Source organism: Brevibacterium sp. 239c, from assembly GCF_900169365.1.
Taxonomy (GTDB): domain Bacteria; phylum Actinomycetota; class Actinomycetes; order Actinomycetales; family Brevibacteriaceae; genus Brevibacterium.
In genome coordinates this window covers 87,828-99,303 of record NZ_FXZH01000005.1, presented here as the reverse complement: position 1 = coordinate 99,303, position 11,476 = coordinate 87,828, and the positions used below count along the sequence as shown (strand labels likewise).

Annotated in this window: 11 protein-coding genes; 8 read left to right on the top strand and 3 right to left on the bottom strand. The window is 61.4% G+C overall.

What is annotated here, in order from left to right; all coding sequences use genetic code 11:
- Positions 1 to 60: 60 nt before the first annotated feature.
- Positions 61 to 816, bottom strand: coding sequence for a transcriptional repressor LexA (gene lexA / locus BSP239C_RS06460; RefSeq protein ID WP_101571087.1), 756 nt, complete (start codon positions 814 to 816; stop codon positions 61 to 63).
- 234 nt (positions 817 to 1,050) lie between these two features.
- Between lexA and BSP239C_RS06455 the strand changes: the two genes are divergently transcribed.
- From BSP239C_RS06455 to BSP239C_RS06425, 7 genes are all read left to right on the top strand, one after another.
- The gene (locus BSP239C_RS06455; protein WP_101571085.1) at positions 1,051 to 1,389 is read left to right on the top strand and encodes a LysM peptidoglycan-binding domain-containing protein; all 339 of its coding nucleotides are present in this window, start codon (positions 1,051 to 1,053) and stop codon (positions 1,387 to 1,389) included.
- Positions 1,390 to 1,398: 9 nt separating this feature from the next.
- A complete protein-coding gene (locus BSP239C_RS06450) occupies positions 1,399 to 2,532 on the top strand; it encodes a histidinol-phosphate transaminase (RefSeq protein WP_101571083.1) in 1,134 nt (377 codons plus the stop codon).
- A 101-nt stretch (positions 2,533 to 2,633) separates the two neighbouring features.
- On the top strand, positions 2,634 to 3,230 hold the full coding sequence (hisB, locus tag BSP239C_RS06445; RefSeq protein ID WP_101571081.1) for an imidazoleglycerol-phosphate dehydratase HisB: 597 nt from the start codon (positions 2,634 to 2,636) through the stop codon (positions 3,228 to 3,230).
- The gene (locus tag BSP239C_RS06440) at positions 3,227 to 3,829 is read left to right on the top strand and encodes a hypothetical protein (RefSeq protein WP_101571080.1); all 603 of its coding nucleotides are present in this window, start codon (positions 3,227 to 3,229) and stop codon (positions 3,827 to 3,829) included. The genes hisB and BSP239C_RS06440 overlap by 4 nt, the downstream gene beginning before the upstream one ends.
- A complete protein-coding gene (gene hisH / locus BSP239C_RS06435) occupies positions 3,826 to 4,455 on the top strand; it encodes an imidazole glycerol phosphate synthase subunit HisH (RefSeq protein ID WP_101571077.1) in 630 nt (209 codons plus the stop codon). The genes BSP239C_RS06440 and hisH overlap by 4 nt, the downstream gene beginning before the upstream one ends.
- 91 nt (positions 4,456 to 4,546) lie before the next feature.
- Complete coding sequence (gene priA / locus BSP239C_RS06430; protein WP_101571075.1) at positions 4,547 to 5,284, top strand: bifunctional 1-(5-phosphoribosyl)-5-((5-phosphoribosylamino)methylideneamino)imidazole-4-carboxamide isomerase/phosphoribosylanthranilate isomerase PriA; 738 nt, start codon at positions 4,547 to 4,549, stop codon at positions 5,282 to 5,284.
- Between the two features lie 4 nt (positions 5,285 to 5,288).
- On the top strand, positions 5,289 to 6,056 hold the full coding sequence (locus tag BSP239C_RS06425; protein WP_101571073.1) for an SseB family protein: 768 nt from the start codon (positions 5,289 to 5,291) through the stop codon (positions 6,054 to 6,056).
- Between the two features lie 80 nt (positions 6,057 to 6,136).
- On the opposite strand, the gene BSP239C_RS06420 is transcribed toward BSP239C_RS06425, so the two are convergent.
- The gene (locus tag BSP239C_RS06420; protein ID WP_101571071.1) at positions 6,137 to 7,174 is read right to left on the bottom strand and encodes a hypothetical protein; all 1,038 of its coding nucleotides are present in this window, start codon (positions 7,172 to 7,174) and stop codon (positions 6,137 to 6,139) included.
- A 174-nt stretch (positions 7,175 to 7,348) separates the two neighbouring features.
- Between BSP239C_RS06420 and BSP239C_RS06415 the strand changes: the two genes are divergently transcribed.
- On the top strand, positions 7,349 to 8,002 hold the full coding sequence (locus BSP239C_RS06415) for a TetR/AcrR family transcriptional regulator (RefSeq protein ID WP_101571069.1): 654 nt from the start codon (positions 7,349 to 7,351) through the stop codon (positions 8,000 to 8,002).
- Positions 8,003 to 8,035: 33 nt separating this feature from the next.
- Here the strand turns inward: BSP239C_RS06415 and BSP239C_RS06410 are convergent, their stop codons facing one another.
- On the bottom strand, positions 8,036 to 11,440 hold the full coding sequence (locus tag BSP239C_RS06410) for a DEAD/DEAH box helicase (RefSeq protein ID WP_101571067.1): 3,405 nt from the start codon (positions 11,438 to 11,440) through the stop codon (positions 8,036 to 8,038).
- Positions 11,441 to 11,476 lie beyond the last annotated feature (36 nt).

Below are 11,476 nucleotides of genomic sequence, written 5' to 3'. Positions count from 1 at the left end.
ACAGCTAGTGGAGCCTGAGCGGTTGTCAGACCGACGAGGGCAGAGGCCTGGCCGGCTGTGTCAAAGGCGGCGAATGACCGTTACGACGAGACCCATGATCTGGGCATAGGTGCCATCGATGGGTTCGTAGTCCTTGTTCTGGGGGAGCAGCCACTGGTGGCCTGCCTTGCGCTTGAGGGTCTTCACCGTTGCTTCACCGTCGAGCAACGCAGCCACGATCTGACCGTTGTCAGCTGTGTGCTGTTTGCGCACGACCACCCAGTCGTCGTGGCAGATGGCGGCTTCGATCATCGAATCACCGACAACCTTGAGCAGGAACATGTCACCTGAACCGACGACCTGAGTCGGCAGAGAGAAGACGTCGTCGACTTCCTGCTCGGCCAGGATCGGACCACCGGCGGCAATGCGACCCACCACTGGAACCTGGACGGTATTGTTGGCCAGCTCTTCGTACTTAGCGCGCTCTGCCTCTTCCTCTTCGAAGGGATTGACCACTTCGATGGCACGCGGGCGCTTCGGGTCTCGGCGGACATAGCCGAGGCGTTCGAGCTGCGAGAGTTGGTGGGCCACGCTGGAGAGTGAGGCGAGTCCGGCGGCTTTGCCGATCTCGCGCATGCTCGGTGGATAGCCGTTGGTGACGACTGCACGTTCGATGGTCTCGAGGACCAGGCGCTGGCGTGGGGTCAGACGGAAGTCGCCCTCGCCGGTGGAGCCTTCCGGAATCGAGACGTCTTCGTCATCGTGGCGGGCGGCCGCGATTTCGCTGGCGACGTCCTCATTACGAGGACGGCCTCTTCCTCGTTTGTTCTGAACCATTGCTCGTTCCCCTTCGTTCTATTCTCGCTGGCCTCACCGCTTGATCCTCACGTCGAGAATTCTCGTGTCAGTGCCGCCTGAGATGGTTCTTTCAGATCAATCAACAACGCTGGTTCCCTCTCATTGTCGCATAAATGTTCGAGTTGGACTGGACATATGTTCGATTGGCATGTTGAATAGAACAGACGTTCTACCTATTACGGGTGGAATCGTACGAAGGAAAGAGGTTAAGCGATGTCTGCACAGAACCAGGAACTGCGTTTCACCACTCGTGGACGCCAGGCGATGCGCCTGCTTCGGACCATGGTGTGCGCTCTCGTCATCGTCGGCGGAGCATTCTTCGTCGCCACGCAGTCGTTCTCGGCCGCGGCCGGAGCAGAAGCCGAGAGCACCGACATCGGCATCGACGCCGACGCGGTCGTCGTCGGCGAAGGTGAGTCGCTGTGGGCTGTGGCTGTAGATCTCGGGCTCGACCGAGACACTCGCGATGTGGTGTCTGACATCGTCGACATCAACCATCTGGCCACGCCTGTGGTGCACCCGGGTCAGACCCTGGATGTGCCCCAACGCTAGACTGATGCGGTGGGAAATAACGAGTCTTTGCCAGTACGTTCGGACCTAGTCGGCCTCAAGCCCTACGGGGCTCCGCACCTTGATGTTCCGGTGCAGCTGAACGTCAACGAGAACGCCTATCCGATCCCGGACGTCGTCGTCGAGAGCATGCGCTCGGCGGTCGACGGGCACTTCGCTGGACTCAACCGCTACCCTGACCGAGAGTTCGAGGAACTGCGCGAACATCTGGTGACCTACCTGCACGGAGTCAATGACCGATCCGGTCACACGGTTGGCCTCAGCCCCAATATGATCTGGGCGGCCAACGGATCGAACGAGGTCCTCTCCCATATCGTGCAAGCATTCGGGGGGCCGGGTCGCACGGTCCTCGGATTCACTCCCAGCTACTCCATGCACCCGCTGATCACCACCGGCACCGGTGCCAGCTGGCAGTCGTCAGCACGCAACGATGATTTCACCCTTGATGCTGAAACCGTCGGCGCCGAAGTTGCGGCAACCGATCCCGACATCGTCTTCCTGTGCACACCGAACAACCCGACAGGAACTTCGATCGGACTCGACGTCATCGAAGCCGCCTACGACAACTGTTCGGGCATCGTCATCGTCGATGAGGCCTACGCCGAATTCTCCAGGCCTGCACGAGCTTCGGCGATGACCCTCCTGGCCGGGCGTCCCCGTTTGGTCGTGTCCCGGACGATGAGCAAGGCATTCGCCTGCGCAGGCCTGCGCCTGGGCTACGCCATCGCAGCCCCGGAGCTCATCGACGTCCTGCGCCTGGTGCGCCTGCCGTACCACCTCTCGGAGATCACCCAGGTTCTCGCCTGCACTGCGCTGGAACATGCTGATCTTCTCCTGGAGAACGTCGACCGACTCATCGACTCGCGCGATCGAATCTCGGACCACCTGAGCAACGTCGGATTCACCGTCTACCCCAGTGATTCGAACTTCGTCCTGTTCGGCAGCATCTCCTCACCGCATGAACTGTGGCAGAAGCTGCTGGATCGAGGAATACTGATCCGCGACATCGGCATCACCAACCATGCTCGCGTCAATGCAGGCACCGAGGAAGAGACCGACGCTTTCCTCACAGCGGTCGACGAGATCCTGGCCGAGCACCCCGGCATTCTGCTGACAACGGGCTGAGACGCATTCCATGGCATGCGCACACTGAGGCACACCACATCACTTAAATCAGAGGACAATGGTCCTCAGGCGGCACCCACCCTTCCTACGAAAGGCCCTTCATGAGGCAGGCACAACGATCCCGTACGACCTCGGAATCTGCGGTCACCGTATCCATCGACCTCGACGGAACCGGCCAGTCCGATATCTCGACCAGTGTTCCCTTCTTCGACCACATGCTCACGGCGCTGTCGAAGCACTCTCTCATCGACATGGAGATCAAGGCCGAGGGCGATACACATATCGACGTTCACCACACGGTCGAGGACACTTCCATCGTGCTGGGTCAAGCGATGAGTGAGGCGTTGGGCGACAAGACCGGCATCCGTCGCTACGGGCTTGCCGCTGTGCCACTCGACGAGGCGCTGGCTCGCTGCGTCGTCGACGTGGCCGGTCGCCCCTACTTCGTGCACGAAGGTGAGCCGGAAGGCCAGCAGTACCACCTCATCGGCGGTCACTTTACGGGATCGATGACCTCACACTCTCTGGAGTCGATTGCATTCCATGCCGGTCTCACCGTGCACCTCGACCTGCTGCGCGGCCGCGACCCGCACCACATTGCCGAAGCTGAATTCAAAGCCTTCGCCCGCGCCCTGCGTGAGGCTATCGAACCCGATGAACGCAATAACTCGGTACCCAGCACGAAGGGAGTCCTGTGAGCACCACCGTCATCGTGACTCCTTTCGGAGTCGCTGAGCAGCTGGCTGCTGCCTGCGTGCTGTCGAACATCAAGGGAACCATCGTCCCCATCGGCGACTTCACCGGAATCGTCTTGGCCGATACTGATGTTCAGGCAGGCAACGAGGCGGCCGCGGCGATCTCGAAACTCTCCGGCAAACATGAGGTCCTGCTGTTGGCCCGCAGCGAGGAACAGATCGACGCCGGACACTTCCGGCACGGAGCCCGCGAATCGGATGTGCCGGCCGGCCTGGCCCTGAAGAACCTTCCGGACGTTCTCGAGCAGCTCCTGCTCGAGATCGTGTCTGCCGACGAAGTTGAAGGCAGCATTCCCACCTCCTCCATGACTAAACTGCAGGCCAGCGCCGCCACAATGTCTCCAGGCCGGGCGGCCGTGGCTCGGACCGCGCTGCTGTGGATCGTCGTGGCGGTCCTCGCCGGGCTCATCACCGCTTTCGGAATCACCATCGGTCTGAGCGGAAACACCATGGCCTGGGTCGTCGCCGTCTTTGGTGCGATCGTCCTCGGATTCTCGCTGTGGCGCATCTACAGAGTCCTGACCAGGGGCGCCAAGCAATGAGCACGGTCGCTGTCTTAGACTATGGCGCAGGCAACGTGCGTTCGGCCGTGCGCGCTGTCGCCGCTGCTGGTGCAGAGGTCGTGCTGACTGCCGACCGCGCTCTCATCGATGCCGCAGACGGTCTGCTCGTCCCCGGGGTCGGTGCCTATTCGGCCGTGATGGCCGGGCTGAAGCGAGTCGGCGGGGTTGACCTGATCCGCTCCTGGCACGAAAGTCGCCGTCCTCTGCTGGGCATCTGCGTCGGTCTCCAGGTCTTCTTCGCCGGCGGAGAAGAACACGGGGAGAAGACGGAGGGTGTTGGTCTCTGGCCCGGCGCAGTGACAGCACTCGATGCCCCCATCGTGCCGCACATGGGGTGGTCACAGGTCAGCGCACCGACGAACTCAGTGATGTTCGACGGCGTTGCCGAAGAGCGTTTCTACTTCGTCCATTCCTATGCTGCGACCGAAGCGCCGGCGAACACACTGGTGACCACGGCCACTCACGGTGGCAACTTCATCGCGGCAGTCGAGGACGGAACCACCTGGGCCGCCCAGTTCCACCCCGAGAAGTCATCCGATGCGGGAGCGCGTCTGCTGCGTAACTGGGTCGGCTCCTTCCCGAAGACCGGTCGCGCACGCCACTAGCATTGCCCCTACACGTCAGCTCCAGTTCCTCCAGTCATACCCGTTCCAGTTCGTCCAACTCAGTCTCCACAGCCTCTAGAGAAAGGTCACAATGACTCAAACCCCCAACAAGCTCGTCCTCCTGCCCGCCGTAGACGTCGCCGATGGCAAAGCCGTCCGTCTCGTCCAGGGTGAAGCCGGAACCGAAACGGATTACGGCTCACCCATCGACGCGGCTCATGACTTCGAAAGTCGGGGAGCCGAGTGGATCCACCTCGTCGACCTCGACGCTGCATTCGGGCGGGGATCGAACTCGGATCTGCTCAACCAGGTCGTCAAAGCCGTCGGCATCAAGGTCGAACTCTCCGGAGGCATCCGCGACACCGAGAGCCTCGAACGAGCACTCGACACGGGTGCAGAGCGAGTGAACATCGGGACTGCGGCGTTGGAGAACCCGGAATGGACCGCCGACATGATCTCGCGCTTCGGTGATCAGGTCGCCATCGGGCTCGACGTCCGTGGCACCACCCTCGCCGCCCGCGGTTGGACCCAGGACGGGGGAGACCTCTACGAAGTTCTCTCGACCCTGGAGAAGGCCGGCTGCGCCCGCTACGTCGTCACCGACGTCCGTAAGGACGGCACTCTGCAGGGACCCAACGTGGAACTGCTGAAGTCGATGGCAGAGAAGACCGACAAGCCGATCGTGGCCTCTGGCGGGGTCTCCAGCCTCGACGACCTGCGCAACCTGCGCGAACTGGTCCCCTTCGGTGTGGACTCGGCCATCGTGGGCAAGGCCCTGTACGCTGGAAAGTTCACTCTGGAAGAAGCACTCGAAGTCGCTGGAGGCTGAAGCAGTGATTTCGGACTCGGCTGATCGCTCCGACTCTGCCGGCCAATCCTGGTCCGGCCGTGATCTGCGGCCGAACCCGTTCTCGGGCGATTCCGGAGAAGCCGATGCCGGCCTTCTGGAAGCCCTGCATCAGGTGGGCAGGGATCCGCTGGATCCGCAGCTGCACAGCAACGTACTCTCCGTGCTGTCGGAGGCACGGCTGTATGCGCCGATCGTACCCATGGCACTCGACCAAGAGGTCGGCGAAAACGGGCTGATGGTCGACAACTCTTCGGAGATGGCCATGGTCCGGCTGCAGGCCGATGACGGCCGGGAGTGCACACCCGGGTTCTGCTCAATCCCGCCATTGACGGCATGGCATTCGGACGCTCGGCCCGTCCCGATCGAAGCGGAGAGACTCGTCCTCGGCGCGATCGAGGCCGATTCGCAGCTCGTCGTCCTCGACCCTGGAGCGCCGACCTCGTTCCTGCTGCGTCGACCCGCGATGTTCGCATTCGTCCACGGACAGGGTTGGACGCCATCCTGGGCCGACGCCGAGGTGGGACGACGTCTCGCGGCCATCGCCGAGTCCTTCTCCTGGCTGACTCGTCTGTCACTGAGCCCGGGGAGCAGGCAGGTCAATGTCGGGGGACCTGAACTGGGCATCACCCTCGGCGTGGAGTCCGAGGTTTCGGAATCCGAGTTGCAGCACTTCCAGGAAACGATCGCAGCGGATGAGGAATTGGTGCAAAAGATCGACTCACTGGCCATTCGTCTGCATCTACTGAGCTAAACAGTGCTGAGCTAGACAGCGCCGAGCCAGCTAGACAGTACTGAGCTAGCTAGACAACAGCGTGCCGGGCATGTCCGAGCTCACTGCAGCATGGCGATGACGCCGTCCTGCCAGCGGGTTGTGCCGACTTGTTCCGCGAGTTCTCCTGTCTCGATGATGTTTGGCTGATACCAGATGGGTGAAAGCTGGTGGAGTTCGAACATGGAGCGTTCGACTAGGCCCGCGACTCGTGTCGTCCAGCGGGGCAGAGCAATCGGTTTGCGCGCTGTCGTGCCCAGGTAGCTGTATGTGAACTCGGTTATGTCGGCCAGGGTCGGATTCGATGCAGGTGCTAGGAGCATCCGATGGCTGCCTGCGGTGTCGGCCTCCACTGACCTGGCCGCGCTGATCATTGCGGCGCCGAGATCGGCAATCACCGTGATGCCATGCGGCACATCGGTACGGGCCGGCACGATTGCCCTGTGGCCCTGACTGATTCTGTCCGAAATGCACATTTTGACCACAGAGGAGGCTGGCTGAGCGGTTTCTCCGATCAGGTCACCGGCGATGACGCTAGCTGTGCGGGCTCCATGTGCGGATCGAGCTTCCATCAGCTGCTGTCTGATCCGGCCCTTCTCTTCCACCGGTGCAAACGGAGAGGACTCCGTCACCGGAGTGGTGAGGCCGGCGAAGGCGTAGACAGATTCGGGGAAGATAACCGGAATGCTCAGCTTCGCGCCGACATCCATGATGGTCTTTTCCAGCTGCGGTAGAACCTGCGCCCACACTCGACTGTCATAGGGAGCATGGACACAGGCGAAGATGATATCTGTACCCGCAGCGGCCTCGAGCAGCTGAGCAGGATCGGCTGCGTCTGCGCGCACACGAGCGATCTCGGCGTGAGGAGGATCGGCATGCGGAAGAGAGGCAGACTCAGGAGGTCTCAGAGCGGCAGTCGTGATTCCATCAGCTGCTGATGCCGAGGCCGGTGCGGTATCCACATTGCCTGCTGCAACCTCAGCCGTGGCAGGAGATGGGGCCGAACGGGTTGCGACCGACGTGTGAACGCCCGCTGCCGAAAGTTGGGACGCGACTTCTCTGCCGATCTGTCCGTAGCCGATGACGAGTGCTGATTTCATGATGGTGTTCCTTCGAATCGTCGAAATGTAGTGATGGTCTGAAGTCGCAAGAACCGTCGAGACTCCGATTGACGAGAGCACTGCTCTCTGAAAACAGGCTAGGCCGATGGTGATCGTAATTCAAGAGCAATGCTCACTATTGTTATCTTTGCTCTCTCGTTCTAGGCTTGTGGCATGACGAACTCGACTCCGCGCCAGCGGGCCCGGCTGGAGACTGAAGCGCAGATCACCCGGATCGGGAACCGCATGCTCGATGCCGATGGGCTCGAGGGAGTGTCGCTGCGGGCGATCGCCCGGGAGCTTGGAATCGTCTCAAGCGCCATCTATCGCTACGTGAAGAACCGCGACGAGCTGCTGACCATACTCATCCGCGATGCGTTCACTTCGATCGCGAACGAGGTGGACGACGCCCTCGAACACGACAAGTCAGTCCTCACCGTCGGCGTGACGATGCTGGCGTGGTCGCGAACACACCCCAATCGGTGGGCGCTCATCTACGGCACGCCCATCCCGGATTACCAGGCGCCGCGGGATGAGACCGTGGTGCCGGGGACGAGGATCATGGTGTCGCTGACAAATCTGCTCGCAGAGCCTTCCGTGCAGACCTCGCGTTCTCAGTTGCCTCCGGCTCACACTTTGGACGCGCTGCGTGAAGGACTGCAAGAACTGGGTCTGGAACCCGATGATCGGGTGATCATGGCCTCTGTGACCGTCTGGTCAGCGATCGTCGGTCTCATCAATGCTCTGCGCTTTGGGCAGTTCGGTCCAGGGGTCGAGTCAGTCGAAGACGAGCTGATGCAGGGGCTCGTGTCGGCGCTCGGGCACTGACACAGCGCAAGGAGTGGGGTGAAGTGAACTAGTTCACCCGTCGAGGAGTCCGCGGATGTCCTCAACCGTGATCTTCGAGGAGAAGCCCTCACCCTCATTGACCAGGGAGTCGAAGAGCTGGGCCTTCCTCTCCTGCAATGCCAGCACCTTCTCCTCAATGGTATTCTCAGCGACCATCCGATAGACCATGACGTTCTTCGTCTGTCCGATCCGGTGTGCGCGGTCAACTGCTTGGGCCTCGACCGCAGGGTTCCACCAGGGGTCGAGGAGGAAGACATAGTCGGCCTCCGTCAGTGTCAGCCCGAATCCGCCGGCCTTGAGGCTGATCAGGAAGACAGGAGAGTCTCCGGTCCTGAAGTCCTCGATGACTGCTCCGCGGTTGCGAGTGGAACCGTCGAGGTAGCAGTAGTTGATACTGCGATGTTCAAGCTGTTCGCCGACTCGAGACAGGAACGAGGTGAATTGGCTGAAGATGATGGTGCGGTGGCCCTCGGCGACGATGTCATCGAGGTGAGAGAAGAGCGCACTGAGTTTGCTCGAGCCGACCGATTCATACTTCTCATCGATGAGATATGGATCGATGGCCAGCATCCGCAGAAGAGTCAGCGACCGGAAGATCGCGAAGCGGTTGCGATCTATATCGTTGATGAGACCGAGAAGTTTCTTCCTCTCCTTCTGCAGGACCGTGTTGTAAAGGTCCCGGTGCTTGGAACTGAGCTCGATGCTGAGGATCTGTTCCTGCTTCGGCGGCAGGTCGGCAGCGACTAGTTCTTTGTTCCGCCGCTTCATGAACGGTCGGATCCGCCGTCGCAGCAGCGCCATCCCCTCCGGGGCCTCGCCCGATTCGATGGGGGCGACGATCTCGCGACGGAACTTCTCGATGCCCGGCAGTAGTCCGGGAGAGGTGATCGAGTACAGCGACCATAGGTCGGTCAGCGAGTTCTCCATCGGTGTGCCGGTGATGGCCAGACGGAACCGGGCCTGTATCGCCTTGGCCGCGGTGTGGACCTTGGCTGTCCTGTTCTTCACGAACTGTGCCTCGTCGAGGACGAATGTGTCCCACACGATCGACCTGAAGGCCTGCGCGTCGAGACGCAGAATCGCATATGAGGTGATGACGAGGTCAGCACCCTCGATCTCTTCGGTCAACGCGGTCTTGCGCTTCTTCTCTGTGGCAGAGATTGTGGCGACTCGCAGATCTGGGGCGAATTTCTCGGCCTCTGCTCGCCAGGTCGACATCACCGAGGTGGGCGCGACGACGAGGATAGGGGCGGAGTTCTCAGTCGTATTCTTGATGTGAGTGAACAGACTCAGCGCCTGCAGTGTCTTGCCCAGCCCCATGTCGTCGGCCAAGATACCGCCGAGTCCGCTGGACCACAGAGCCACCAGCCAGCTGAAGCCTTCCTGTTGATAGGGCCGCAGTGTGGCTTCGATCCCGTCGGGCACGTCGTGTGCAGGAATCTCGCCGAGGTGACTGAGCGCTTCGACTGAGCGTCTCCACGTGGCCGCGGCAGTGGATTCATCGACGAATTCGTCGAACTCGGCCCAGAGATCCATGTGATAGCGAGAGAGCCGGGGTGAGTCCGGTTCCCAGTCCGCAATGAGATCTGAGTCAGCGAGCATGCGACGAAACTTGTCGAAGAACGGGGTGTCGAGGGAAAAATAGGCGCCATTGGGCAGGACTAGCAACTCAGCCCCTTGGGCCAGTGCGACGAACAGGTCGGAAAAGCGAACCTGCTGTCCGGCGATGGTGATGTTGAAGCGGATGTCGAACCAGTCGCTGTCCTCAGCCTCGTCGGTCGACATCGCAATCAGCGGTGCATCAGCGACTTCCCGGTAGTCCGGACGGTCACCGAACTCATGCACCACGAGATGGTCGACGGCAGTCAGGGCTGGCAGCAGCTTGTCGACGAAGACCGCCGTGTGCAGGCTATCGAGGTTCACCGTATCGGCGCGCCTCACCTCGGTGGGCAGAGTCAGCGGCATCGCGGTTGCCCCCACAGTGGAGCTCAATTGAGTGAGCACTCCGTCTTCGTGCTCGAGGCTGCGATTGCGATCTGCCAGCGGCCCACGGCGGACCGGGAAGGTCTGCTCGGGGTGGTGATAGTGCCACTCCCACCTCAGGTGTGCGCCCTGGTCGGCATAGGTGATGGTGAGTGCCAGGTCGGGAGGCACGAGCACGGGCAGGGTCACCGAATCATCTGAGGAGACGACTGTGGTGGCGTAGGCGAGTTTGGGATAGAAGTCGGTGAAGAAGTCGTGCATCTGGTCATGAGAGATGGTGATCGGTTCCCAACGACGCAACATCTCAACCACCTGGTGGTCGGTGACTTTCTCTGCTGGAGCCAGGGTGAGGGACAGCCCGGCGTCGGTGGAGATTCCGTAGAAGCCATGATCATCGACCGGGCCGCTGAATCCCTGGGCGAACGACTCGTCATCAATGCTGATCAGGGACCGCACCTCGAGTCCCTTTGAGCTCGCTTGCACATCGCATCGGGTGGTGCCTTCCTCGCCTTGGCGAACCGAGAGTCTGCGACTGGTGCCGACAAGCTCGATGCCCAGTGACTTGGCCTGGTCGAAGAGATGCCACAGCAGGGGTGAGGTGAACCAGTCGAGGACCACCGAGTCGTCGTTGGTGATGAGGTGATGAGATGTGAGGGCAGACAGACCGTAGAGCTGAGCGAACCAGACCGCCTGCCCGCGTGCATATGCGCGGGTGGTGGCGTTGTTGACGATGTTGGACCAGGACACGTTGCCCTTGATCCAATTTCTGCGTGCGCCTTCCATCAGTGGTCTCAGCGTTACGACGAGGTCGGTGGAGCCGGTGAATTTCGTTCGTGTGATCGGGTGGGTTTCGAAGTTACCGAACCGTGTGCGTCGCAGTTCGGCGATCTCGAAGCCGAGGGCCAGTCGCGTCGGTGCGCCGCCGGCCAGGGTGCCCCCGGGGCCCGAGGCACTCACCGACTCATCGACTCGGTCGGAGGAGAAGCCGGACAGGATCGACTTCCAGTCCGACCCTGCGCTTGTGCGTGAGGACGTTTTGCTGCCAGCCGTCTTCCAGGCAGGGGGTTCCGGGGAGCGGCGCTGGTCAGGGTCGTGCAGCGCCGTTGACCCGAAGGGCGCCACCTGCCGAATCGATGCCGCCATCAGTGCGGCCACCACATGCTTGCAGTCTCCGCCCACAGGGCAGGTGCAGCGTGAAGAGAGCACGGTGAACGATTTGGCAGTGGGACTCTGCCGCTCCAGCCGCACGGTGCTGGTGTAATCGTGGGCGGCAGAACCCGACACATCGGCACGCAGAGTCAAGGCTTCCGGATCCCAGCTGACCTGTCCGACCATCCCTTTGTTGGCGTAGCTGCGCCCGCGCTCGTAGAACGTGGTGCCGAAGTAGTCCTGCAACTCCTTGGCACTCACAAACGGCAGTTCAGCGGGGGACATGCACCGATGATCTCATTCGGCACTGACACAGCAGAA

Bases quoted from the DNA above. Each gene is read 5' to 3' on its own strand.
- lexA (WP_101571087.1), bottom strand. From the start codon at position 816: ATGGTTCAGAACAAACGAGGAAGAGGCCGTCCTCGTAATGAGGACGTC.
- BSP239C_RS06455 (WP_101571085.1), top strand. From the start codon at position 1,051: ATGTCTGCACAGAACCAGGAACTGCGTTTCACCACTCGTGGACGCCAG.
- hisB (WP_101571081.1), top strand. From the start codon at position 2,634: ATGAGGCAGGCACAACGATCCCGTACGACCTCGGAATCTGCGGTCACC.
- hisH (WP_101571077.1), top strand. From the start codon at position 3,826: ATGAGCACGGTCGCTGTCTTAGACTATGGCGCAGGCAACGTGCGTTCG.
- priA (WP_101571075.1), top strand. From the start codon at position 4,547: ATGACTCAAACCCCCAACAAGCTCGTCCTCCTGCCCGCCGTAGACGTC.
- BSP239C_RS06420 (WP_101571071.1), bottom strand. From the start codon at position 7,174: ATGAAATCAGCACTCGTCATCGGCTACGGACAGATCGGCAGAGAAGTC.
- BSP239C_RS06415 (WP_101571069.1), top strand. From the start codon at position 7,349: ATGACGAACTCGACTCCGCGCCAGCGGGCCCGGCTGGAGACTGAAGCG.
- BSP239C_RS06410 (WP_101571067.1), bottom strand. From the start codon at position 11,440: ATGTCCCCCGCTGAACTGCCGTTTGTGAGTGCCAAGGAGTTGCAGGAC.